At 70.7% G+C, this 25,419-nt stretch carries 17 protein-coding genes; 11 read left to right on the top strand and 6 right to left on the bottom strand.

The window, feature by feature from the left end; all coding sequences use genetic code 11:
- Positions 1–79: 79 nt before the first annotated feature.
- The 3 genes from ACIPWY_RS30510 to ACIPWY_RS30520 form a co-directional block, all read right to left on the bottom strand.
- Positions 80–1,666 carry an alpha/beta hydrolase gene (locus tag ACIPWY_RS30510; protein WP_401535876.1) on the bottom strand — a complete coding sequence of 529 codons (1,587 nt, stop codon included), beginning with the start codon at positions 1,664–1,666 and terminating at the stop codon, positions 80–82.
- A 209-nt stretch (positions 1,667–1,875) separates the two neighbouring features.
- Entirely contained in the window at positions 1,876–3,420 is a 1,545-nt protein-coding gene (locus ACIPWY_RS30515; protein ID WP_362903808.1) for an alpha/beta hydrolase, read from the bottom strand.
- Positions 3,421–3,648: 228 nt separating this feature from the next.
- Positions 3,649–6,600: a lysylphosphatidylglycerol synthase domain-containing protein gene (locus tag ACIPWY_RS30520; protein ID WP_393706026.1), complete on the bottom strand. Its 2,952-nt coding sequence runs from the start codon at positions 6,598–6,600 to the stop codon at positions 3,649–3,651.
- Positions 6,601–6,762: 162 nt separating this feature from the next.
- Between ACIPWY_RS30520 and ACIPWY_RS30525 the strand changes: the two genes are divergently transcribed.
- The 5 genes from ACIPWY_RS30525 to nudC all read left to right on the top strand — a co-directional run bounded on the left by ACIPWY_RS30525 (position 6,763) and on the right by nudC (position 17,063).
- Positions 6,763–7,137, top strand: coding sequence for an MGMT family protein (locus ACIPWY_RS30525; protein ID WP_362903812.1), 375 nt, complete (start codon positions 6,763–6,765; stop codon positions 7,135–7,137).
- A 275-nt stretch (positions 7,138–7,412) separates the two neighbouring features.
- A complete protein-coding gene (locus tag ACIPWY_RS30530) occupies positions 7,413–10,748 on the top strand; it encodes an ATP-dependent helicase (protein ID WP_401535879.1) in 3,336 nt (1,111 codons plus the stop codon).
- 100 nt (positions 10,749–10,848) lie between these two features.
- A complete protein-coding gene (locus ACIPWY_RS30535) occupies positions 10,849–14,595 on the top strand; it encodes a UvrD-helicase domain-containing protein (protein ID WP_393706028.1) in 3,747 nt (1,248 codons plus the stop codon).
- Between the two features lie 10 nt (positions 14,596–14,605).
- A complete protein-coding gene (locus tag ACIPWY_RS30540; RefSeq protein WP_401535881.1) occupies positions 14,606–16,027 on the top strand; it encodes a dipeptidase in 1,422 nt (473 codons plus the stop codon).
- A gap of 85 nt (positions 16,028–16,112) precedes the next feature.
- A complete protein-coding gene (gene nudC, locus ACIPWY_RS30545; protein WP_362903820.1) occupies positions 16,113–17,063 on the top strand; it encodes an NAD(+) diphosphatase in 951 nt (316 codons plus the stop codon).
- 182 nt (positions 17,064–17,245) lie between these two features.
- Here nudC and ACIPWY_RS30550 read toward each other — a convergent pair whose 3' ends face one another.
- Positions 17,246–17,509, bottom strand: coding sequence for a mycoredoxin (locus ACIPWY_RS30550; protein ID WP_362903822.1), 264 nt, complete (start codon positions 17,507–17,509; stop codon positions 17,246–17,248).
- 181 nt (positions 17,510–17,690) lie between these two features.
- Here ACIPWY_RS30550 and ACIPWY_RS30555 point away from each other — a divergent pair, with 181 nt between their 5' ends.
- The 5 genes from ACIPWY_RS30555 to ACIPWY_RS30575 all read left to right on the top strand — a co-directional run bounded on the left by ACIPWY_RS30555 (position 17,691) and on the right by ACIPWY_RS30575 (position 21,600).
- Positions 17,691–19,958: an ATP-dependent DNA helicase UvrD2 gene (locus ACIPWY_RS30555; RefSeq protein WP_393706030.1), complete on the top strand. Its 2,268-nt coding sequence runs from the start codon at positions 17,691–17,693 to the stop codon at positions 19,956–19,958.
- Positions 19,959–20,121: 163 nt separating this feature from the next.
- Positions 20,122–20,445: a hypothetical protein gene (locus tag ACIPWY_RS30560; protein ID WP_100596669.1), complete on the top strand. Its 324-nt coding sequence runs from the start codon at positions 20,122–20,124 to the stop codon at positions 20,443–20,445.
- Between the two features lie 170 nt (positions 20,446–20,615).
- A complete protein-coding gene (locus ACIPWY_RS30565; protein ID WP_362903826.1) occupies positions 20,616–20,984 on the top strand; it encodes a WhiB family transcriptional regulator in 369 nt (122 codons plus the stop codon).
- Positions 20,981–21,304 (top strand): hypothetical protein, encoded by a 324-nt coding sequence (locus ACIPWY_RS30570; RefSeq protein ID WP_116510236.1) that lies wholly within the window; start codon positions 20,981–20,983, stop codon positions 21,302–21,304. The genes ACIPWY_RS30565 and ACIPWY_RS30570 overlap by 4 nt, the downstream gene beginning before the upstream one ends.
- 86 nt (positions 21,305–21,390) lie before the next feature.
- A complete protein-coding gene (locus ACIPWY_RS30575; protein ID WP_393706031.1) occupies positions 21,391–21,600 on the top strand; it encodes a hypothetical protein in 210 nt (69 codons plus the stop codon).
- 70 nt (positions 21,601–21,670) lie between these two features.
- Here ACIPWY_RS30575 and ACIPWY_RS30580 read toward each other — a convergent pair whose 3' ends face one another.
- Together ACIPWY_RS30580 and ACIPWY_RS30585 are read right to left on the bottom strand one after the other, a co-directional pair.
- Complete coding sequence (locus ACIPWY_RS30580) at positions 21,671–23,161, bottom strand: ABC1 kinase family protein (protein ID WP_393706032.1); 1,491 nt, start codon at positions 23,159–23,161, stop codon at positions 21,671–21,673.
- A gap of 41 nt (positions 23,162–23,202) precedes the next feature.
- A complete protein-coding gene (locus tag ACIPWY_RS30585; protein WP_393706033.1) occupies positions 23,203–24,402 on the bottom strand; it encodes a ThiF family adenylyltransferase in 1,200 nt (399 codons plus the stop codon).
- A 330-nt stretch (positions 24,403–24,732) separates the two neighbouring features.
- Between ACIPWY_RS30585 and ACIPWY_RS30590 the strand changes: the two genes are divergently transcribed.
- Positions 24,733–25,329 carry a M48 family metallopeptidase gene (locus tag ACIPWY_RS30590; RefSeq protein WP_362903832.1) on the top strand — a complete coding sequence of 199 codons (597 nt, stop codon included), beginning with the start codon at positions 24,733–24,735 and terminating at the stop codon, positions 25,327–25,329.
- The last annotated feature ends 90 nt before the right edge of the window (positions 25,330–25,419 follow it).

Consider the following 25,419-nt stretch of genomic DNA (forward strand, 5'->3'; position numbering starts at 1 on the left):
TTCCGAACGGGTCCCGCACCTCGCGTGCGGGGCCCGTTCGTCATGGAGCGCAGCACGGGGAGCCGCGCGGGCGTCCGCGTCAGGAGCAGACCTTCCCGTCGCGGGGTATTCGGCCCTCCAGGAGATAGCCGTTCACCGTCGAGTCGACGCAGCTCGACCCGCCGGCGTACGCGCCGTGCCCCTCGCCCTTCCAGGTGAGCTCGACGCCGACACCCTTGCCGAGCTCGTCGGCCATCCTGCGGGCGCCCTCGTACGGGGTCGCCGGGTCGCCCGTGTTGCCCACGACGAGGATCGGGGCGGCGCCCGGCGCGCTCACCTCAGGCGTCGTGTACTGGCCCGGTACCGGCCAGTCGTGGCACCAGCCCGCCGTGTCCCAGCCCATGAACTCCCCGAAGACGGGCGAGATCTCACGGAACGAGGCGAGCCGCTTCTTCGCCTGCGCGGGCGTCGGCCGCTCCTTGTCGTCGAGACAGGAGATCGCCCGCTGCGCATGGCTCTGCGAGCTGTAATGCCCCGCGGGGCTGCGCTCGTTGTACGCGTCGGCCAGCGCGAGCAGCGCCGTGCCGTCGCCCTTCTCAGCCGCCTCCAGGCCACGCGTCAGCGCGGGCCAACTGCTCTTGCTGTACAGGGTGACGGTGATGCCGATCGTGGCGAGCGACTGGTTGAGCACGCGGCCGCCCGAGGCGGGCAGTGGCTTCGGGTCGATCCGCTTGAGCAACGCGGCGATCTTCCCGGACCCCTGATCCGGGTCCTGGCCGGTGGACTTGAGGTAGTCGTCGAGGGCCCGCTGGAATCCCCTCGCCTGGTTCTCCGCGTGGCCCACGGTGTCCGCGGCCGGGTCGACCACGGCGTCCAGGACGAGCCGGCCCACGTTCTTGGGGAACAGGTGCGCGTACACACCGCCCAGTTGGGTCCCGTACGAGACGCCCATGTAGTGCAGTTTGTCGTCGCCGAGCGCCTGGCGCGCGAGGTCCATGTCGCGGGCCGTATCGTCCGTCGACAGGTGCCCGAGCAGCTTGCCGGCGGTCTGGGCGCAGCCCGCGCCGAAGTCGGCGGCGTCCTGGAAGTACGCCCGCTCCTCGGCGGGGGTGTCCGGCGTGAGGTCGACGGACTCCGCCGCCTGGATCTCCTTGTCGTCGCGGCAGCGCACCCCCTCGCTCGCGCCGACGCCGCGCGGGTCGAAACTCACCAGGTCGTAGCGCTCGCGCAGCTTCGCGTAGTCCGGTGCGAAGGCGGGCAGCATCGAGACCCCGGAACCGCCCGGTCCGCCGAAGTTGAACAGGAGTGAGCCGGAACGTCCGCTCCCGTTCGTGGACTTGGCGCGGATGAGGGCGATGCCGATGGTCTCCCCGTCCGGCTTCCCGTAGTCGAGCGGCGCCTTCAGCGTCGCGCACCGCCAGTCGGAGCCGGGCGCGGGGCCGTCGTCGGTCGCCTTGCAGCGGCCCCAGTCGAGCCGCTGCGACGTGAGCGCGGCGGGAAGCCTGACGGGGCCGGCCTTGCCCGAGCGTGACGGTGACGACGGAGACGACGACGAGGGCGCAGGCTGCGCGCGCCCCTTTCCCTCACCGTTCCCGGCTTTGTCTCCCGGCCCGCCGCAGCCCGCGGCGGCACCGGCCACCAACAGCCCCGCGGCCAGCAGCGCGAGCGAACGAACATGACGCGACACAGGCACCTCCCCCTGGCGATCCCCCTCGCCTGCCTCCGATCCGAAGACAGTCAGACCATCCTAGGCAGCGCCACTGACAATCACCTGAGGCAGAGCGATCACCTGCGGTACAGCGACAGCGATCACCTGCGGTACAGCGACAGCGATCACCTGAGGTGGAGCGGCATCGGAACGCCGTGCGCCCGAGCCGAACGCGCTTCCCCCTGCGGCTACTTGCAGACCGAGTTCGCCTTCGGCACCGTCCCGTTCAGCAGATAGCCGTCCACGGCGCCCCGCACACACTTGTTCCCGCTGTCGTACGCGCCGTGCCCCTGGCCCTCGTACGTGAGCCGCACCCCGACCCCCTTGCCGAGCGCGTCGACCATCTTCTTCGCGCCTTCGTACGGCGTGGCCGGGTCGCCCGTGTTGCCGACGACGAGGATCGGCGCCGATCCGGGCGCGCTCACGTCGGGGTGCTCCGCGGCCCCGGGGACCGCCCAGTCCGTGCAGCTGAGCATGCCCCACGCGAGATAGTCGCCGAACAGGGGAGAGGCGGCGCGGAACTCGGGGAGCTTCGACCTGACGTACGTCGGCGTGTAGCGGGGCTTGTCGTCGGCGCAGCTGACGGACACGTTGGCGGCCTGGATGTTGCTGTACTTGCCGTCCTCGTTACGGCCGTTCATGGAGTCCGAAAGGATCATGAGGATCTTGCCGTCGCCGTCGTAGGCCTGGACGAGGCCCTCGGTGAGGTACTCCCAGAAGTCCTTGGAGTAGAGCGACTGCGCGATGCCGTTCGTCGCGGCCGTCTGGGTCAGTTCGCGCGGGAAGACCCCCGGGATGGGCTTGGAGTCCAGGTCCTTGAGCAGTTTCGCGATCTTGGCCTTGACCTCCTCGGGGGTGTCGCCGACCGGGCAGTCCTCGACCTTGGACGTGCAGTCCTTCGCGTAGTTGTCGAGGGCGAGCTGGAACCCCTTGGCCTGCCCGAGCGAGCCCTCTTCGGAGTTCTGGGTGGGGTCGACGACACCGTCGAAGGTGGCGCGGCCCACGTTCTTGGGGAACAAGTGGGCGTACACGCCGCCCAGTTCGGTGCCATACGAGATCCCGAAGTAATGCAGCTTGTCGTCGCCGAGCACCTGCCGCATCAGGTCCATGTCGCGGGCCGCGTCCGTGGTGGCGACGTGCGGGATGACCGTCCCGGAGTTCTTCTCACAGGCGTCGTTGAACTGGGTGATGTTGCCGACGAGCTTCTTCGTCTCGGCGGAGGTGTCGGGGATGGCGTCCTGCTGGAAATACTCGTCGAGCTGCGCGTCGTTCTCGCACTTCACGCCGTCGCTGCGGCCGACGCCGCGCGGGTCGAAGCTCACCAGGTCGTAACGGGTGCGCAGCTTCGCGTAGTCGTTGCCGAACGCCGGCAGCGTCGTGACTCCGGAACCGCCGGGTCCGCCGAAGTTGAAGATGAGCGATCCGATGCGCTTGTCCTTCGGGCCCGAGGTCTTGGCGCGGATGAGGGCGATGCCGATCGTGTCGCCCTTGGGCTTGCCCCAGTCGAGCGGCGCCTTCATGGTGGCGCACTGCCAGGTGGCGCCGCCCGGCAGCGGGGACGGCGCGGGGCCGCCTCCTTCCGACTCCGAGGGTGCGGGGCAGTCCTTCCAGCTGAGGGACTGGGACGTCGGGTCCACGTCCTTGGAGTCGCTGCCGCACGCCGCGAGGGCGGAGGCCATGAGGACGGCGGTGGCAGCCAGAACAGCGGCACGCGGCCGGGACGGATTGGGCATGAACCCATCCTGCGGCGACGGTCCACGGGGCGCTCGGGGCGTGGGCCGTGCGGGTGACGGACTCCCTCCCGCAAACGCCCCCCGTAGAGGGATCCCTTTTCGGGAGTCGGGCCTCTACGGGGACCTTCCCGCAACGTGCCTCTACGGGGACCCTTCCCGCAAACGTGCCTCTAAGGGGCCCCTCTCGGGAAACGAGCCTCTACAGGGCCCCTCCCGGGAGATGTGTTCCTACAGGGAGCCCTTCCGGGACAGGTGGTTGAAGAAGAGCCAGCCCGGCAGGACCGGCAGCCACAGTGTCAGGAGCCGGTAGAGCAGCACGGCCGGGGCCGCGACTTCCTTGGGCAGCCCGACCGCGATCAGTCCGACCGTCAGAGTCGCCTCGACGGCTCCGACACCGCCCGGCGTCGGAGCGGCGGATCCGAGGGCGTTGCCCGCGAGGAACACGACCGCGACGCTGGCCAGGCTGAGCGTCGTCGACTCGTCCCCGAAGGCGCGGATCGACGCGTCCAGGCACATCACGAAGCAGGCCGTCAGGAGGAGCATGCCGCCGATGCCGGTGAGCAGCTTCTGCGGCCGCTGGAGCACGTCCAGCATGCGCGGTACGACGCCGGCGAACAGGGACCGTACGCGCGTGACGACGAACTTCCGCAGGAACGGGATCGACGTCACCACGAGCACGAGGACCGCGACGGTCAGCAGCCCCGCGATGACCGTCCGGGACGGTGACAGGGACGGGGTCTTCTCCGTGCCGGTCAGATAGCCGAAGGTCAGCAGCATCAGGATGTGGGCGCCCAGGCCGAAGAGCTGGGAGGCGCCGACACTGGCCACCGCGAGCCCGGGGCGCACGCCCGAGCGCTGAAGGAAGCGGGTGTTGAGCGCCACACCGCCGACGGCGGCCGGTGCGACGATCTTCACGAACGAGCCGGCGACCTGCGCCGCGACCGTCCTCAGGAACGGCACTCGCTCCGGCACGAACCCGAGCAGGCTCATCGCCGCGGCGAAGTAGCTCAGGGCCGAGAACAGGACGGCGGCGGCGACCCAGCCCCACTGGGCCTCGCTGAACAGCGTGCCGAACTCGATGTGCGTCAGCTGCGACAGCAGGAAGTACGCGCCGATGGCGCCCGCGATGAAGCTCAGGAGGGTGCGCGGTTTGACGCGCTCCAGGCGGACCGGTTCGACGGGTGCCTGCGGCCGGATGCGGAGCACCTGGTGGCGGATCTGGGTGAGCAGATCCTCCTCGCGCGCTTCGTCCAGGGCCTCGTCGATGGCCTTCTTCTCGGCCTGCCGTTCGGCTTTCTCCGCCTGTCGCTCGGCTTTCTCCGTCTGCCGTCCGGCCTTGGCGGTCGTCTTCGCCGACGGAGGCGTCGTCTGCGCGGCGACCGTCTCCGTAGAGAGTGTTTTCTCGCCGGCCCTCTCCGTGGGCGTCGATTTCTCGGCCAGGGAGGCCTCAGCCACGGAGGCCTCGTCCAGGCGGGCCTGCTTCGCCCTGCGCGACGCTTCGAGCACGGCCTCGCGCTCGCGTTCGGAACGCTCCCGGCCGCGCTTGCGCAGCGTCGCGCGCGTCGTACGGCTCAGGGCGATGGGCTGGAGCAGCGGCAGACAGTCGGCGATCGCGTCGGGGCCGAGCACTCCCACCGCGGACGCCACGGCCCGCTCGGCGCCCACGCGAAGGCCGAGCGTGGTCAGGAGCTGCGCGATGTCCATGCGCAGGATCAGATCGCCGGACGCGATCTCGCCGCCGCGCAGATCCGTGAGGATCACCGTGCCGGAACGATCCACCAAAATCGCGTCGCCGGTGAGGCGCCGATGGGCGATACGCCGTGACTGGAGCGCCTGCACCTGGTGCCAGGTGTCGCGCAGCAGCTCGTCGGTGATCTCCTCGTCCGGCACCGAGTCCAGCGAACGGCCGCCCGTGTGCTCGTACACGAGCATCACCGCGTCGGGGCCGAGCTCGGACGTCGCGATCAGCTTCGCGGCGTTGGCCCCGGCCGCGATCGCCGCGTACGCGAGGAGCGCCTCCTGCTCCAGCGCCTGGCGCAGGGACTGGAGGCTGCGGCCCGTGGTGATGCCGCGCAGCGTCAGCCGGCGCCACACGCGGTAGAAGAAGCCCTGCGCCTGCTGTTCCCGGTCGACGATGGTGACGTCCAGCGGGGGGCCGTCCTCCAGGGTGACGAAGTAGCGCCGCCCTCTGTCGCCGTTCTCCGTAGTGCCCTCGTGGATCTCTTCGCGGGCCGCGCTCACCGGGTGGAAGCCGACGTGCCGCAGGCCCGCGAGCAGCGTCTGGCCGGTGGGTCGCACGTTCGGCGACCCGACCGCGTAGAGCGTCCCGTAGGCGACCGTCCAGCCGATCAGGACCGTCAGGATGATCGAGAACGGTGTCGTGTAGCCGGTGACGAGCATCGCGAACGCGTCGAGCAGCAGCACCACCCACAGCACCACGCGCCAGCGTGGTCTGCGGGACATCCCCACAGCCGTCATATAGGCGATGACGGGCGCCAGATAGCCGTGCACCGGATCGGTCAGCGCATGGATGTCGCCCGGTGACGGCCGGGTGAGGGCGTCCTGGATCGGATGTGGTGCGCCCTGGGCGACCCACAGGTCCGTCGCCAGCGTCACTCCGTGCGCGAGGACGGCCGCGAGCACACCGTCGGCGATCCGCAGCCCGTCGCGTTTGATCAGCCGCTCGATCGCGAAGGCGACCGGTACGAGGAGGATCGCGATGCTCGACGCGAGACCCGCGAACTTGATCATGAGGTCGGGTGCGGCGCCCGTGCCCTTGCTGATGTCCTGCTGAAGGCCCGAGGTCGTGCCGTGCGCGAACGCGGCGACCGACAGCAGAACGGCGATCGCGAGAACGCCGACCAGAAGACGCATCAGGTCGGAGGGGCGGTGCACGCGCGCGGGGAGGAGGGGTTCGTCGCCCTCGACCTGCTCGGAGTGCGCGTCGGAGTCGATGCATTCCGGGTCGACGAGAGGGGCCTCGGCCCGCTCGGGCCCGGCCTCTCCCGCCTTCGCCGACGCGTCCGCCGGGTGATCCGCGGCCGGGTGGCCGGTGTGCTCGGTCGCGGCGGACCGGTCGGCGTCTTCGCCGTCCGGGCGCGCCGAAGCCCCAGAGGTGCCCTCCGCCTTATCGGGATGCACGCCCTGCTGCTCCGTCGTTTCTTCTTGATCTCGTATCACCGGTCACCGCCCGCACGATGGTGGCACGTCCCACTGACACAGGGGGGCATCAGGGTGCGATGCGGGGGAGCAAAGTATCCCGCAACCACGGATTCGTGCTTCTTCATACGTCTCTCCACGCCCCGTGAGCGGGCCGTCGCAGTGTCGGTTTGGTGCGGCAGGATGGGGCGGATGAGCGAGGAGAGCGGTGCGGCGGGAGAGCTGCCGGAGTACGCGGAGCGGGTGCTCGAGGTCGCGGAGCTGATCCCGCCCGGGCGCGTCATGACCTACGGGGACGTCGCCGAATGGCTCGGTGAGGGCGGCCCGCGCCAGGTCGGCCGCGTGATGGCCCTCTACGGAGGAGGCGTTCCATGGTGGCGTGTGGTGCGCTCGGACGGCGTGCTGCTGCCCGGCCACGAACTCGACGCCATGGGGCACTACCGCGCGGAGAGCACCCCCCTGCGCGAAGCCTCCCGCGCGGCCGAGGGGCACATCCCGCGCCTCGACATGAGGCACGCGCGATGGGACGGCGAAGAACGCGCGGAATCTCACACCTGACAGCCTCCGCCCTCGCGCCCCCGCCCGAGCAGCCTGTGGCCCGTACGGGGTAAACGGGGCGAGATGGGCACTTCGCTGCCATCGCGTACGTTCGTGAATCGCGGCACACCCGTGCCGCACGGGACCCGGGGGACCCGGCGGAAGCCCGGCTTCCGCCACACTCGACGGCGTAGCGTCGACGGCGCACACCTCCCTCACCCCCCAGTCACCGCCCCGCTCGGGCGGCCGGCCGCCTCCCCGTTCCCCCAGCACACCCACCAGGACCAGCGATCCACGTGAGCTCCTCTTCCTCCACCCGGAACCTGCCGCACCGCCAGGTACGACAGGGGATCCCCGGCGCGTACCGACTGGTGCGTACCCCGCCGGCCCAGGTGGACCCCCCTCGTCTGGACGCACGGCAGCGCGCGGTGGTTGACCACCCGCACGGTCCGCTGCTCGTCCTCGCGGGTCCGGGCACGGGCAAGACGACCACACTCGTCGAGGCCGTCGCCGCCCGCATCGCCAAAGGCACCGACCCCGAGCGCATCCTCGTCCTCACCTTCAGCCGCAAGGCAGCCGTCGAACTGCGCGACCGCATGGCCCTGCGCATCGGCGCCGCCCACGCACCACAGGCCACCACGTTCCACTCGTTCTGCTACGCCCTCGTCCGCGCCCACCAGGACGCCGGCCTGTTCGCCGAACCCCTGCGCCTGCTGTCAGGACCCGAACAGGACGTCGCCGTACGCGAACTGCTCGCCGGCCAGATCGACCTCGAACAGGCCGGCCTCGCCCACGTCCGCTGGCCCGACGAACTGCGCGCCTGCCTGACCACCCGCGGCTTCGCCGACGAGGTCCGCGCCGTCCTCGCCCGCAGCCGCGAACTGGGCCTCGGACCAGCCGCACTCGACGCCTTCGCCCACCGCATCGGCCGCCCCGACTGGAAGGCAGCCGCCACCTTCCTCGCCGAATACCTCGACGTCCTCGACCTGCACGGCGTCCTCGACTACGCCGAACTCGTCCACCGCGCGGTCCTCCTCGCCCACCGCACCCCCGTCGCCGACGAACTCGCCACGCGCTACGACGCCGTGTTCGTCGACGAGTACCAGGACACCGACCCGGCCCAGGTCCGGCTGCTGCACGCCCTCGCCGGCCACGGCCGCACCCTGCTCGCCTTCGGAGACCCCGACCAGTCGATCTACACGTTCCGCGGCGCCGACGTGAACGGCATCCTCGAATTCCCCCACCAGTTCCCCCGCGCGGACAAAACGCCCGCCCCCGTAGAGGTCCTCACGACGTCCCGCCGCTCCGGAGCACACCTCCTGGACGCCACCCGCCGCATCACCCGGCGCATGCCCCTGACCCGCCTGCCCGCCGACAAGGTCCGCGCCCACCGCGAACTGACCCCCGCGCACGACGGCGGCCGCGCCGAGGTCTACACATATCCGACCTCCGGCACCGAACTCGACAACATCGCGGACATCCTGCGCCGCGCCCACCTCGAGGACGGCATCCCCTGGAACGACATGGCCGTCCTCGTCCGCGCCGGCACCCGCTCCATCCCCGCGATCCGCCGCACCCTCACCGCAGCGGGCGTCCCCCTCGACATCGACGGCGACGACCTGCCGCTGCGCCACGAACCGGCCGTCACGCCCCTGCTGACCGCGCTCAGGGCCGTCGCCCTCGGCGTCGCGCAGGACAACCCCGAACCCGACGGCGACCAGGATCAGGAACCGCCCGTCTGGCTCGACACCGAGACCGCTCTCACCCTCCTCGCCTCACCCCTCGCCGGCATGGACGCCGCCGACCTGCGCCGCCTCGGCCGCGCCCTGCGCGAGGAGGAACGCAACGCCGGCAACCACGTACCGCCGCCCTCCGACGAACTCCTCGCCCGCGCCCTGGCCCAGCCCGAACGCCTCGCCGCCCACGACCCCGCCCACGCCCGCGGCGCCCAGCGCCTGGGCGCCCTGCTGCACGCGGCCCGCGCCGCCCTCGCCTCCGGAGGCACCGCCGAAGAAGCCCTCTGGCAGCTGTGGAACGGCACCTCATGGCCCCAGCGCCTGGAACGCGCCGCCCGCCGAGGCGGCGCCGCAGGACGCAACGCGGACCGCGACCTCGACGCCGTATGCGCCCTCTTCGCGACCGCCTCCCGCGCCGAGGAACGCACCGGAGGCCGCGGCGCCCTCAACTTCCTCGAAGAGGTCGAGGCCCAGGACATCGCCGCCGACACCCTCGCCGGACGCGCCGTACGCCCCGACGCCGTACGCCTCATGACCGCCCACCGCTCCAAGGGCCTCGAATGGCGCCTCGTCGTCGTCGCCGGAGTACAGGAAGGCCTGTGGCCCGACCTGCGCCGCCGCGGCTCCCTCCTCGAAGCGGACCGCATCGGACGCGACGGCCTCGCCGAACCCCTCACCCCCGGAGCGCTCCTCTCCGAAGAACGCCGACTGTTCTACGTGGCCGCCACGCGCGCGCGTGAACGCCTCGTCGTCACCGCGGTCAAGGCACCCGCCGACGACGGCGACCAGCCGTCCCGCTTCCTCACCGAACTCGGCGTCGACCCCCACGACGTCACCGGCCGTCCGCGCCGCCCCCTGTCCGTCGCCGCGCTCGTCGCCGAACTGCGCGCCACCACCGTCGACCCCCGCGCCTCCGACAGACTGCGCGACGCCGCCGCCCGCCGCCTCGCCCGTCTCGCCGCTCTCACCGACGACGACGGACGCCCCCTCGTGCCGTCCGCGCACCCCTACCGCTGGTGGGGCATGGACGACCCCACCGAGAGCAAGGTCCCCCTGCGCGACCGCGACCAGCCCGTCGTGCTCTCCGGAAGCGCCCTCGACCAGCTCGCCAACACCTGCTCCCTGCAATGGTTCCTCGGCCGCGAGGTCAAGGCCGACGCCCCCGCCACCGCCGCCCAGGGCTTCGGAAACGTCGTCCACGTCCTCGCCGACGAGGTCGCCTCCGGACGCACCCCCGCCGACCTCGCCGTCCTCATGGAACGCCTCGACTCCGTCTGGGACGCCCTCGCCTTCGACGCCCCCTGGAAGTCGGCCCAGGAGAAGGACCACGCGCGCGTGGCGCTCGAACGCTTCCTCCGCTGGCACGTCGACTCCAGCCGCGTGCGCACCCCCGTCGCCAGCGAGCACGCCTTCGACGTCACCCTCGAAGCGGGCTCCTACGAAGTGCGCATCCGCGGCTCCATGGACCGCGTCGAACGCGACACCGAAGGCCGGGCCTACGTGGTCGACTTCAAGACCGGCAAGCAGGCGCCCTCCGCCGCCGACGTCGCCCGTCACCCGCAGCTCGCCGTCTACCAGCTCGCCGTCCGCGAGGGCGCCGTCGACGAACCCTTCGACGGCGAACGCCCCGAATCCGGCGGAGCCGAACTCGTCCGGCTGCGCCAGGGCGCCGCCAAGAAGGACGGCGGTGACGCCCTCCCCAAGGTGCAGTCGCAGCAACCCTTGGGGGACGTCGCGGACGGAGGCGAGGGCGAGTGGGTCGGCGACCTCCTCGCGACCGCCGCCGGCAAGGTCCTCGACGAACGCTTCACCCCCACCACCGGACAGCACTGCACCCACTGCGCGTTCCGCGCCTCGTGCAGCGCCCGCCCCGAGGGCAAGCACGTCGTCGAGTGACGCGGGCCTCCAGCCGAGTGACGCGCGCCCCCAGCCGAGTGACGCGCGCCTCCACCGGATCGGGCCGGCGCTGTCAGTGGGGCCGGTTAGCCTCGATGAGGTGACCACACGCCTCACCGATCCCGAGCAGCTCAAGGAGCTCCTCGGGATCCCCTTCACCCCGGAGCAGACGGCCTGCATCACCGCGCCGCCCGCCCCGCAGGTGATCGTGGCCGGAGCCGGTTCCGGCAAGACGACGGTCATGGCCGCCCGCGTCGTCTGGCTCGTCGGCACCGGACAGGTCGCCCCTGAGCAGGTCCTCGGCCTCACGTTCACCAACAAGGCCGCCGGTGAACTCGCCGAGCGCGTCCGCAAGGCACTGATCAAGGCAGGCGTCACCGACCCCGACGCCATCGACCCGGACAACCCCCCGGGCGAACCCGTGATCTCCACGTACCACGCCTTCGCCGGCCGCCTCCTCACCGACCACGGCCTGCGTATCGGCCTCGAACCCACCGCACGTCTCCTCGCCGACGCCACCCGCTTCCAGCTCGCCGCCCGCGTCCTGCGCGAAGCACCCGGCCCCTACCCGGCCCTCACCCGCTCCTTCGCCGACCTCGTCAGCGACCTCCTCACCCTCGACGGCGAGCTCGCCGAACACCTCGTCCACCCCGACGAACTGCGCGCCTACGACACCCGCCTGCTGGGCACCCTCGAAGGCCGCAGACTCACCAACGCCGACCTGCGCAAGGTCCCCGAGGCCGCCGCCGCCCGCCTCGACCTGACCGGCCTCGTCACCCGGTACCGCGAAGCCAAGCGCGCCCGCGACCTCCTCGACTTCGGCGACCAGATCGCCCTCTCCGCCACCCTCGCCCGCACCCGCCCCGAGGTCGGCGCCATCCTCCGCGACGAGTTCCGCGTCGTCCTCCTCGACGAATACCAGGACACCTCCGTAGCCCAGCGGATCCTCCTGGCCGGCCTCTTCGGAGAGGGCACCGGCCACCCCGTGACCGCCGTCGGCGACCCCTGCCAGGCGATCTACGGCTGGCGCGGCGCCTCCGTCGCCAACCTCGACGACTTCCCCGAACACTTCGCCCACACCGACGGCAGCCCCGCCACCCGCCACTCCCTCAGCGAGAACCGTCGCAGCGGCGGCCGCCTCCTCGACCTCGCCAACGACCTCGCCCAGCCCCTGCGCGCACTCCACGCGGGCGTGGAAGCCCTGCGCCCCGCCCCCGGCGCCGAACGCGACGGCATCGTCCGCTGCGCCCTGCTGCGCACCCACGCCGAGGAGATCGACTGGCTCGGCGACTCCATCGCCCACCTCGTACGCACCGGCACCGCCCCCGGCGAGATCGCCGTCCTGTGCCGCACCGCGACCGACTTCGCCGCCATCCAGGGCGCCCTCGTCGCACGCGACATCCCCGTAGAGGTCGTCGGCCTCTCCGGCCTCCTCCACCTCCCCGAGGTCGCCGACCTCGTCGCCGTCTGCGAAGTCCTCCAGGACCCCGGCGCGAACGCCTCGCTCGTCCGCCTCCTGACCGGCCCCCGCTGGCGCATCGGCCCCCGAGACCTCGCCCTCCTCGGCCGCCGCGCCCGCCTCCTCGTCGCCCACGCGCGCGGGGGCCCCGACGACGACCCCGACCGCCGCCTCGCCGAAGCCGTCGAGGGGGTCGACCCCTCCGAAGTGATATCGCTCGCCGACGCCCTCGACACGTTCCTGGAAACCCCCCTCGACGAACCCGGCGACGACAAGCTGCCCTTCTCACCGCAGGCCCGCGTACGCTTCGCGCGCCTCGCCACCGAGCTGCGCGACCTGCGCCGCTCACTCGCCGACCCGCTGATGGACGTACTCCACCGTGTCCTCGCCGTCACCGGCCTCGAAGTCGAACTCGCCGCCTCACCGCATGCGCTGGCCGCCCGCCGCCGCGAGACCCTCTCCAACTTCCTCGACATCGCCGCCTCGTTCGCCGCGAACGACAGCTCCGCCACCCTCCTCGCCTTCCTCGGCTTCCTGCGCACCGCCGCCCAGTACGAAAAGGGCCTCGACAACGCCCTGCCCGGCGGCGAGAACACCGTGAAGGTCCTCACCGCCCACAAGTCCAAGGGCCTGGAATGGGACGTCGTCGCCGTCCCCGGCCTCGTCACGGGGACGTTCCCCAGCGCCCAGGGCCGCGAGAAATGGACCGCCCAGAGCAAGGTCCTGCCGCACGAACTGCGCGGCGACGCTGCCACACTGCCCGACATCGAAGCGTGGGACTCCAAGGGCATGAAGGCCTTCCACGAAGAGATGAAGGAACACCAGAGCACCGAGGAACTCCGCCTCGGCTACGTCACCTACACCCGCCCCCGCACCCTCCTCCTCGGCTCGGGCCACTGGTGGGGCCCCGCTCAGAAGCGGCCCCGCGGCCCCTCCGACTTCCTCCAGGCGCTGTACGACCACTGCGCCGCCGGACACGGAGAGATCGAGGCCTGGGCCGACGAACCGGAGGAGGACGAGGAGAACCCCGCCCTCCAGGAGGCATCCGCCGAGCACGCGTGGCCGCTTCCGCTGGACGACGCGGCGATGGCCCGCCGCCGCGCGGCCGCGGCCACGGTCCTCGCCCATCTCGAAACCCCGGCCGACGCCCTCTCCCACTCCCACGAGATGGCCCACCCGGCCACGTACACGGACCCGGACTGGCCGGCCCCGCCGGACGAAGAAGCGCTCTACGAAGACGAGCTCTACGAAGACGAGCCCTTCCACGAAGATGAGCCTCTTGATGAAGAGGGCGATTTCCTCAGCTCGCCGGAGGACGGACCCGCACCGGACCGGGACGAGTGGGACGACTGGGACGCGTTGCCGCACGAGCGCCCCACGCTCCCGCACCCGACCGGCGCCCCCACGCACGAGCAGCCCGCGGCCGACGCCCCGCACCACGACGCACACTCGCACCCGGACGACACCCGGCCCACGCCCAGCACCGCAGGCGCGCACACGCACGGCGCCCCGCACGCGCCCGCCGACGCACACCCCCTGGGCGCCATCCCGCACCCCACCACGCCCCCGGACGCAGACACCCGCCCCCACCCCGACCCGGTGCCCACACAGACCGCGCCCCCGGAGCGCCACCCGCTCACTCCGGAGGAGACCCGCACACTCGCCTCCTGGGACCGCGACCTCGACGCCCTCACCGGCGAACTCCTGCGCTCCCGCCAAGCCGTCCGCGACGTCCCCCTCCCCACCACACTCACCGCCTCCCAGCTACTGCGCCTGGCCGCCGACCCCGACGGCTTCGCCCAGGACCTGGCCCGCCCCATGCCCCGCCCGCCCCAGCCCGCCGCCCGCCGCGGCACCCGCTTCCACGCCTGGGTCGAATCCCGCTTCGAAGAGCTCCGCCTGCCCCTGCTCGCCCCCGAAGAGCTCCCCGGCAGCGACGCCGACATCGCCGACGAACGCGACCTCGAAACCCTCAAGGAAGCCTTCGACCGCACGCCGTACGCCCACCGCACGCCCCACCGCGTCGAAACGCCCTTCCAGCTCGCCATCGCCGGCCGCGTCATCCGCGGCCGCATCGACGCCGTCTACAAAGAAGGCGACGGCGACGACACCACGTACGAGATCGTCGACTGGAAGACCACCCGCGGCCGCAGCGCCGACCCCCTCCAGCTCGCCGTCTACCGGCTCGCCTGGGCCGAGCAGCACGGTCTCGCACCCGAAGCCGTCAAAGCGACCTTCGTCTACGTACGCGACGGCGAGACAGTCACCCCCCGCGACCTCCCCGGACGTACCGAACTCGAACGCCTCCTCCTCGAAGGCCCCACCCCCGGCCCCGGCGACCGGACAGCACCCGAACCACCGCACGAACACACCCCCGCGGACGGATAGGCTCGGGAACATGAGCCAGTCCATCGACAACGCTGACAACGCCGTCAGCGCCGTCCGTGCGTACATCGAGACCCACCACGACGCGTTCCTCCAGGACCTCGCCGAATGGCTCCGCATCCCGTCCGTGTCGGCCCAGCCCGACCACGCACCCGACGTACGCCGCAGCGCCGACTGGCTCGCCGCGAAACTCAGGGAGACCGGCTTCCCGACCACCGAGATCTGGGAGACACCCGGCGCACCCGCCGTCTTCGCCGACTGGCCCTCCGACGACCCGCACGCCCCCACCGTCCTCGTCTACAGACACCACGACGTCCAGCCCGCGGCCCGCGAGGACGGCTGGAACACCGAACCCTTCGAACCCGTCGTCATCGGAAACCGCCTCCACGCGCGCGGAGCAGCCGACGACAAGGGACAGGTGTTCTTCCACACACTCGGCGTCCGCGCCCACCTCGCCGCCACCGGCCGCACCACCCCCGCCGTCCACCTCAAGCTCCTCGTGGAGGGCGAAGAGGAATCCGGCTCCCCCCACTTCCGCGCCCTCGTCGAGCAGCACAGGGACCGCCTCACCGCAGACGCCGTGATCGTCTCCGACACCGGCATGTGGTCCGAGGACACCCCCACCGTCTGCACCGGAATGCGCGGCCTCGCCGACTGCGAGATCGAACTCCACGGCCCCGACCAGGACATCCACTCCGGATCCTTCGGCGGCGCCGTACCCAACCCGGCCACCGCCGCAGCCCGCCTCGTCGCGGCGCTCCACGACGACCACGCGCGCGTGGCCGTCCCCGGCTTCTACGACGGCATCACCCCCCTCACCGACCGCGAACGGGAACTCTTCGCCGAGCTCCCCTTCGACGAAGCCCAATGGCTGCGCACCGCCAAGTCGCACGCCACCCACGGAGAGGCCGGCCACACCACCCTCGAACGGATCTGGGCCCGCCCCACCGCCGAGGTCAACGGCATCGGCGGCGGCTACCAAGGCCCCGGCGGCAAAACCATCGTCCCCTCCTCAGCCACGCTGAAGCTGTCCTTCCGCCTCGTCGCAGGACAAGACCCCGACCACGTCGAAAAGGCCGTCACCGACTGGGTCGCCCAACAGCTCCCCGCCGGAATCCGCCACACCATCACCTTCGGCGCCGCCACCCGCCCCTGCCTCACCCCCCTCGACCACCCCGCGCTCCAGTCCGTCGTCCGCGCCATGAACCTCGCCTTCGACCAGAAGATCCGCTTCACGCGCGAAGGAGGCTCCGGCCCCGCCGCCGACCTCCAGGACGTCCTCGACGCGCCCGTCCTCTTCCTCGGCATCTCCGTCCCCTCCGACGGCTGGCACGCACCCAACGAGAAAGTCGAACTCGACCTCCTCAAAAAGGGCGTCGAAACCGCCGCCCACCTGTGGGGCGACCTCGCGGAGAACTGGCGCGATGCACCCTGAGGCAACCCACCCGCCACACCCCGCACCCGCCCAGCCGAACCATCCAGCCGAAACACCCAATCCACCGGGGGAGTTGGAAGCACCAGTGACCACCTGGACCGACCGCACAACCGACCGTCCGCTCTCGCTCTCCGCACCCAGCGGCATCGACCGCGCCGCACATCACCGCCTCGACGAGGCCTGGCTCGCCGCAGCCTGGAGCCACCCCACCACCCGCGTCTTCGTGGTCTCCGGCGGACAGGTACTCATCGACGAGACGCCGGACGGCGCCACCGAACTGGTCATGACCCCGTCCTTCGAAGCCCCCCTCACCGAAGCCCACCGCTACTTCCTGGGCACCGACGACGACGGCGTCAGCTACTTCGCCCTCCAGAAGGACACCCTCCCCGGCCGCATCGACCAGTCCGCGCGCCCCGCCGGCCTGCGCGAAGCCGGACTCCTCCTGTCCCCCCGGGACGCCGGCCTCATGGTGCACGCCGTCGCCCTGGAGAACTGGCAGCGACTGCACCGCTTCTGCTCCCGCTGCGGCGAACGCACCGTCATCGCCGCAGCGGGCCACATCCGCCGCTGCCAGGCCTGCGGAGCCGAGCACTACCCCCGCACCGACCCCGCAGTGATCATGCTCGTCACGGACGACGAGGACCGCGCCCTCCTCGGCCGCCAGGTCCACTGGCCCGAAGGCCGCTTCTCCACCCTCGCCGGCTTCGTCGAGCCCGGAGAGTCCATCGAGCAGTCCGTCCGCCGCGAGGTCTTCGAAGAAGCCGGAGTCGTCGTCGGCCCCGACGTCGAATACGTCGCCAGCCAGCCCTGGCCGTTCCCCTCCAGCCTCATGCTCGGCTTCATGGCCCGCGCCACCTCGAACGAGATCAACGTCGACGGCGAAGAGATCCACGAAGCCCGTTGGTTCTCCCGCGAAGACCTGCGCGCCGCGTTCGAGTCCGGAGAGGTCATGCCCCCCTACGGAATCTCGATCGCCGCCCGCCTCATCGAACTCTGGTACGGCAAGCCCCTCCCCAAGCCCGGCGACGCCGTATAAGCCACGCCCCGGCCCGACCAGATGTGACCTGACCTCATGCGTCTGCCCGAGAGCCTGCCCCGGGCAGGTCAGGCACAGGATCACGTCGACGGACCAGGAATGTCGACGGACCAGAAATGTCGACGGAGCAGAAATGCAGAAGACCCCCGCCGAAGCAGGGGCCGGTCTGTATGAAGGAGCGATCAGGCGGCGCCGGCGAGCGCCTGCTTGACCTGCGCAAGGCTCGGGTTCGTCATGACGACCGCAGCCCCACCGTTCGCCGGAACGATCTGAACGGTCGGAACCGTCTGGTTCCCGCCGTTCGCCTTCTCGACGAACGCCGCCGAATCCGGGTCGTGCTCGATGTTGACCTCGTTGTACTCGATGCCCTCGCGGTCCATCTGGCCCTTCAGCCGACGGCAGTAGCCGCACCACGTCGTGCTGTACATCGTCACAGTCCCCGGCATGTTCCTCATGCTCCTTCACGGCTCGGAATGCTTGTTCGCAATGAGTCGAACGTAAGCGACCCGGCCACCATTCCCGACCCCGCCCGTGCTCCCCGCCACTCCCCACGCATGACGCCCACCACACCCGCATACACCCACAGACGTGACACGCACCGCATTAATACGACTGCACCCGCCCCCTGTGGACAACGCGACGCACCCGCCCCCACAGACCTGGCAGCATGGCGGGGTGACAGCAGCAACGCACTCCACCCTCTTCCCGCAGGTTCCGGACACGGCCGACGCGGTGCTCGACGGGCTCGACCCCGAACAGCGCGCAGTCGCCACCGCCCTGCACGGACCGGTGTGCGTCCTCGCCGGCGCGGGCACAGGCAAGACCCGCGCCATCACCCACCGCATCGCCTACGGCGTCCGCTCAGGCATCCTCCAGCCCAACAGCATCCTCGCCGTCACCTTCACCAACCGCGCAGCAGGCGAAATGCGCGGCCGCCTCCGCCACCTCGGCGCCGGCGGCGTCCAAGCCCGCACCTTCCACGCCGCCGCCCTGCGCCAGCTCCAGTTCTTCTGGCCCAAAGCAGTCGGCGGCGAACTCCCCCGCATCGTCGACCGCAAGATCCAACTCGTCGCCGACGCAGCCGCCGCCTGCCACATCCGCCTCGAACGCGGCGAGCTCCGCGACGTCACGGCCGAAATCGAGTGGTCCAAAGTCACCCAGACCGTCCCCGCCGACTACGCCGCAGCCGCCGCCAAAACCGGACGCCTCACCCCCCGCGACAACGCCGAGACCGCCCAGATCTACGCCACCTACGAAACCCTCAAGCGCGACCGCACCCTCATCGACTTCGAAGACGTCCTCCTGCTCACCGTCGGCATCCTCCAGGACCGCCACGACATCGCCGAACAGGTCCGCTCCCAGTACCAGCACTTCGTAGTCGACGAATACCAGGACGTCAGCCCCCTCCAACAGCGCCTCCTCGAACTCTGGCTCGGCGACCGGGACAACCTCTGCGTCGTCGGCGACGCCAGCCAGACCATCTACTCCTTCACCGGCGCCACCCCCGACCACCTCCTCAACTTCCGCAACCGCCACCCCGGCGCCACCGTCGTCAAACTCGTCCGCGACTACCGCTCCACCCCCCAGGTCGTCCACCTCGCCAACACCCTCCTCTCCCACGCCAAAGGCCGCGCCGCAGAACACCGCCTCGAACTCATCTCCCAACGAGACCGAGGACCAGACCCCGCATACACCGACTACGCCGACGAACCCACCGAAGCCGAAGGCACCGCCCGCCGCATCCGCACGCTGATCGACAACGGGGTCTCCGCCGGCGAAATCGCCATCCTGTTCCGCACCAACGGACAGTCCGAGATCTACGAGCAAGCCCTCGCCGACGCCGGCATCCCCTACCAGCTACGCGGCGCAGAACGCTTCTTCGAACGCGCAGAAGTACGCAAAGCCGGCCACGCCCTCCGCAGCGCCGCCCGCTTCGGAAACAACGACTCCCTCCTCGACGACGCCGTCGACCTGCCCTCCCAGGTCCGCGCCGTCCTCTCCGGCGAAGGCTGGACCAGCCAACCCCCCGACGGCTCCGGAGCCGTCCGCGAACGCTGGGAATCCCTCGCCGCCCTCGTGCGCCTCGCCGAAGACTTCGCCCGCGCCAAACCCACCGCCACCCTCACCGACCTCGTCGCCGAACTCGACGAACGCGCCGCCGCCCAGCACGCACCCACCGTCGAAGGCGTCACCCTCGCCTCCCTGCACGCCGCCAAGGGCCTCGAATGGGACGCCGTCTTCCTCGTCGGCCTTGCCGAAGGCATGATGCCGATCACGTACGCCAAGACCGACGAACAGATCGAGGAAGAACGCCGCCTCCTCTACGTCGGCGTCACCCGGGCCCGCCACCACCTCAGCCTGTCCTGGGCCCTCTCCCGCTCACCCGGCGGCCGACCCAACCGCCGCCCCAGCCGCTTCCTCGACGGCATCCGGCCAGGCACCACAGGAGCCACGGCCCGCAACACCAGCACCGGACAAGGCGGCATCGAACACGGCACACCGACGACGCCCCGCACCACCACCGGACCAGTCCGACGCCGCACCGCCCGAACGGTCGCCCGCTGCCACGTCTGCGGACGCACCCTCACCGACGCCGGCGAGATGAAACTCATGCGCTGCGAGGACTGCCCCTCCGACATGGACGAGGGCCTCTACGAGCGACTCCGCGACTGGCGCGCCGACCAGGCACAACAGCTCGGACAGCCCGCCTTCTGCGTCTTCACAGACAAGACCCTCATCGCCATCGCCGAAGCCGTACCCGAAGACGCGGCCCAACTCGCCCGCATCCCCGGCGTCGGCATGCGCAAGCTCAACCGGTTCGGCACCGACGTTCTCACCATCTGCGCAGGTGGGGCCCCAGATGCGGGAGTTGGAGGAGCCCACGAGGACGACTGATGCAAACTCGTCGAAAAAATAGTTTGCGCATGCCCCAGCAATCCCCATAGGTTCTTAAGCACGGGAACAGCGCCTCTTCTCCGAGGCCCTGGTTCCGTGCTGTACTAAAGCCGTCGGACCGGTTCACACCGGTCCCAGAGACGCCGAGAGGAGGCGAATTCCAGTGATCAGCATCAACGCCAGCTTCATCAGCACCGCCAAAATGACCGATCGCTCGGTCGTCGCTTCCTGCCTGCTCGGTTTCTCGAACCTGGGCACCGGTGCGTCCGGCATTCCCGCCGCCCGTCCGGAGTCCTTCCTGTCTCTCGCCGACCTTCCCGTCCGCGAGAGCAATGAGCGACCGACCAAGGCACCGGAAGCAGTAGCAACAGCACAGGCCCAGGCCTATGCCTTTGCAGCGGCCGGTGCCGGATCCCGGAAGCAGACGACGCACCACCACACGATGTGGGCCTTCCGTGGGCTCGAACCCTGGAGTGATCCAGCCTGATCCTCGATCAGGCCGGCGCCTTCAGGGCCGCGGAACCCCACCCGGGATCCGCGGCCCTTCTGTTTTGCCCGCACGGGACAACAGAACGAAGGGGCCTCGGGACAAGAAAAGACCCGGTACCACCGCCACCCGGCCCACAGGCCGGAACGACCAGACGAGGAAAAAACACCGTGCAACTCGAAGCGCACGCCCCGTCAGTACCGCCTTCAGACACTCTCCCCCCGCCCGGTCTCACGGAGGACCCCACCTTGAACCCCCTGACTGCGCTCACCGCGCTCGACGACGCCATCGAGAACCTCGGCGTACCCGTCCCCTGCCGTGCCTACGACCCCGAGGTCTTCTTCGCGGAGTCGCCGGCGGACGTCGAGTACGCCAAGTCCCTCTGCCGCACCTGCCCGCTCGTCGAGGCCTGCCTCGCCGGCGCCAAGGAGCGGCGTGAGCCCTGGGGCGTCTGGGGCGGCGAGCTGTTCGTCCAGGGCGTCGTCGTAGCCCGGAAGCGGCCGCGTGGCCGTCCGCGCAAGAACCCGGTCGCGGCATGAACGCACGAGGAACGATCGACCGCCCCCTGACGCACGACCCCCAGAAGCAGGCCCCGATGAAGCCGTCCACCAGCGAGCCCACCGGCTCTGCGACCCCAGACTTCACCACCACCGACGCGAACGACTCGCGCCAGAACAGGACCCGAGAGATGCAACTCATCCCAGAAGCACTGGCCCGTGCGCATATGCACGAGCAACTGCGCTCCGCCGAGGCCGAACGCCGCGCACTGCGCCTGGCAACGGCCCGCCGGATGCAGCGCCGCGCCGAACGCGCATCGCTGCGCGCCCGCCGCGCGCTCGCCATGGCGGTCATGCAGTAACCCACCCCGCGGGGGTCGATCCACAACGGACCGGCCCCCGCGGTGCGTTGCCCCACACGCTCGGAAGACGGAGATATCGTCACCACGTGACGTCACTCCCCGACGGCGACTCAGCGCAGCGACCCGAACCCGAACCCGGCGGCATCGTGTGCGCCCTCTGCGGCATCACCGCCCAGGGCACCCCGCCGACCTGGACCTACTCAATGGAGAACGGAACCGGCCGGCACTACTGCGAACGCTGCGCCCGAGAGAACCTGAGGGCTATTGAGGGGCGGCTTGATTCGGAGTGGTGGTGAGCTTCGGCGCCACTTTCCTTGGGGGCTTCCCCCCCCGCCCCTCCCACCCCCCGCCCCGCCCCAATTTTGATCACGCCTCAGCAGCCGAGGTGACCTCGGTTGTCTCCGTTGTCTCCGCGCTCGTCGCTGCTTCCGCGGCTGTCTCGTTGACTGTGGCGTCGGCCGCGCCGCCCTCGACCGTGCCGCCGGCCGCGCCGTGAGCCGTGACATCGTCGGTTTCGTCCAGCGGCTCTTCGTCCCCCGCCAGGAATCCCGGTAGCCACCTCTCCAGTTCGTCCCGTAGCCGTACCGTCGCGCCGAGTTGGCACAGGACTCCGATGGTGCTGAGGGTCACGCGATGTATCAGGAGGTAGGCGGGCGGCAGGTTCAGTTGCTTGCCGAGCTGGTGGGCGGGGGAGCGCAGGTCCGCGATGCGTGCGGCCTGGCTGCGCATCCAGCCGCGCGTGAACGTGAACTCGTCCACCAGCGCCGGCTCGATGATCGGCAGCAGGTAGTCGAGCACCGCGTCAGGTTCGAGGTCTATCGTCTCCTTGACGAAGCCTTCTGTGCGCAGCAGTTCGTAGACCGCTTCCGCATTGCCCGCCAGGGTCATGCGCAGTGACGTGCCGATGGTTTCGGGGAGGCCGCCGGGGAGCCTGTCCACTGTGCCGAAGTCGAGGACTCCCAGTCGCCAGCCGTTCTCCTCGTCGGGCAGCAGTCGGAAGTTTCCCGGGTGGGGATCGGCGTGGAGCAGGCTGGTGCGGGCCGGGCCCGAGAACAGGAAGCGGGCAAGGAGCTGTCCCGCCCGGTCCCGCTGTTCGTCGGTGCCATCGATGATCACCTCGGAGAGCGGTGTTCCGTCTATCCATTCGGTGATGAGGACTTGGTCGCACTGGTGCACCACGTCGGGTACGTGCACATCGGGATCGTCCGCGAACTCTTCGGCGCAGGCCCGCTGGGCTTGCGCCTCCAGCCCGTAGTCGAGCTCCTCGGACACCCTGTCGCGCAGTTCCGTGATGAGTGGCTTGATGTCCATGCCGGGGATCAGGGGGCCGAGGAGGCGGGCGAAGCGGCCGAGTTGGTTCAGGTCGGCGAGCAGGGCCTCGCCGGCTCCCGGGTACTGCACCTTGACGGCGACCTCGCGGCCGTCGTGCCAGATGGCGCGGTGGACCTGCCCTATCGAGGCGGCTGCCGCCGGCTTGTCCTCGAACTCCAGGAAGTTCTCGCGCCATTCCTCGCCGAGCCGTTCCGCGAGGATGGCGTGGACCGTCCTGGTGGGCATCGGGGGCGCGGCTTCCTGCAGTTTGGTCAGCGCGGCGCGGTACGGGCCCGCGACCTCTTCGGGGAGGGCGGATTCGAAGACGGACATGGCCTGCCCGAACTTCATGGCTCCGCCTTTCAGCTCACCGAGAACCTTGAAGAGCTGGTCCGCCGTGCGCTGTTGCAGTTCCCGCCCCACGATCTCGGCCGACTTCCCGCCGATGCGTTTGCCGAGGCCCCAGGTCGCGCGCCCCGCGAAGCCGAGTGGCAGCGCGGCCAGTTTGGCGGTCCGGGTTACCGCCTTCCGGGGAAGATCAGACATACGCCCCTCCAAGTCCCAGCCTGCCGTGCCGCCCGCGGCGGTTACCCGGCCATTGTGTCGTGCTGCTCTCCACCCTCGGAGGTCTGCTCCCCTTTACTTCTGTGACCTGCTCCGCACGAGCAGTCCGGATGCGCCCATACCGGGCGGGCGTGCCAGTCGAGTCCCGGAGCCGATGTCTCCCAGCGGGCGCCGGTGCTGGACGGCAGTTCGCCGTCGAGGAAGGCAAGTGCGTGTGCTGCCGTGAGTCCGGCGACGGCCGTGGCGAGTGCCAGATCGCATGCCGGTACCTGCTGTTGATGTCCGGAGCGCCATTGGGCGAGCAGCCGGGGCCAGGTGGGATCGCGGTCCGTGCGGTCCAGCGACAAGCAGCCGGCGCAGGCGGTGCCGCCGGGCAGTACCAGGGGGCCCACGACTCCGGTGGCCTCGACCACTCCGGCGTAGAAGTGGGGCGTGCCCGCGGCGATGAGTTCTTCGGCGGCGAGTGGGTCGGGGGTGTGGGCGGACAGGCCGTCACGCGGAGCGATGATCGCGAGGGAGAGGGCTGGTTCCTCGGCTGAGGGCAGGGCCGGGATCTCTGACGTGGATTGGGATTGGGCCTGGGCCGCGGCTGGGGGCGGGCCGGAGCGGCGGTCGGGGCGGGGTGGGCGGTCGGGTGCTGCCTTGCGTACGGCTCGGTACGCGGCCGTGTCGCGGCGTTCTCCGACGGATTCGACGGGGAGCCCGCCCGGGGCGACGTCCCACGGTTCGACGCAGCCTCCGTCGCGTACGTCGACGTGGCCGATGCCGGCGGCGGACAGGACTGAGGCGATGACCGTGCCGACGCGCCCGGTTCCCCGGACCTGGACGCGCATGGCGCGGCGGGCCGCCAACTTCCGTGCGCCCGCGGCTGGTTCGGAGGATTGGACAGTGAGGGCCGCCAGGTCCGGGCGGAGTCGGTCGAGGACGCCTCGTCGCTTGCGGAGCGCGTCGAAGGCGGGGCCGCCGCCGGTGGCGTCGTCGAGCAGTCCGGCCCTTGTCAGCCGATGGAGCAGGGCGTCGACATGGCCGTCGGGCAGTCCCATCCGGCGGCCTTCGTCGCGCAGCAGCGGCACGCCGCGGGTTCCGTCGAGGAGGGTGAGGAAGGTGCCGGTCGCGGTGTCGACCGGGCCGAGTACGACGGCGTGGGCGGGTGCCACACCGAACTGGACGGTATTGAGATCGCGCCAGCCGCGTCGTAGCGCCGGCTTCAGGATCGGATGCATGGCTGTCGGCGGTGAAGTGCCCATCTGTTCCCCCGTGATGTGCCTGTGTTCTCGCTCTGGTGATGGTGATGGTGGTCGTGATGGCGGTGGTCAAGTTGGTGAGGTCGGTGAAGTTGGTGATGGTGGTGAGGTCGGTGACGTGGTCGCGGTCCGGAATTGCCGGGCGGCTTGTCGGTCGATTGCCAGGATGCACGGCGGGGGGAATCCGCGTGAAAAGTTATCCACAGGGGGTGGGTGTTAGTCGTATAAATCGCGCGGGAGGGGCGCGGGGCCGCACCGAAGACTCCCGGAGGCGGGACTTCCCCCATGTGCAGCGGGTAACGTCGGGGCGTGCCCGCCGACCCACTGCACCGTGCCACGAACACGCAGCGCAGCACGACCAGCCCGCCGCCGAGCGGCCCGAGGTCGAGCGCGGTGGAGGTCCGCCGAAGCGCCCGGCGGCGGCGAACGGTCTCCGCGTATCGCGAGGGTGACCGGACCGTTGTCCTCATCCCCGCCCGCATGTCGGACGCCGAGGAGAAGCGCTGGGTCAACGTCATGCTCGACAAGCTGGCCGCGCAGGAGAGCAAACGGGTTCTGGGGGACGCGGAGCTCGCCGAGCGGGCTGAGCGGCTGTCCGAGCAGTGCTTCGAGGGCCGGGCCCGCCCCACGTCCGTCCGCTGGGTGACGAATCAGAACACGCGCTGGGGGTCGTGCACGCCGTCCGAGGGCAGCATCAGGCTGTCGCACCGGCTGCAGGGCATGCCGGAGTACGTCGTCGACTACGTACTCGTACACGAGTTGGCGCATCTGCTGGTGCCGGGTCACGGGCCGCGGTTCTGGCGCCTGCTGGAGGCGTATCCGCGCACGGAGCGGGCGCGGGGTTATCTCGAGGGTGTCGTCGCGGCCGACCGGCTGCCGCACCTGCCTGCCGCTCGCGAAGAGTGACTGCCCAGCAGTGAGGGCTCCAGGGCTGACGTCTGTCGCCCTCGCTGTTTCCACCCGCCGCGTGCCCGTTGTGTACCAGGGCTGTACCGG

Source organism: Streptomyces sp. NPDC090032 (assembly GCF_044748025.1).
Lineage (GTDB): Bacteria > Actinomycetota > Actinomycetes > Streptomycetales > Streptomycetaceae > Streptomyces.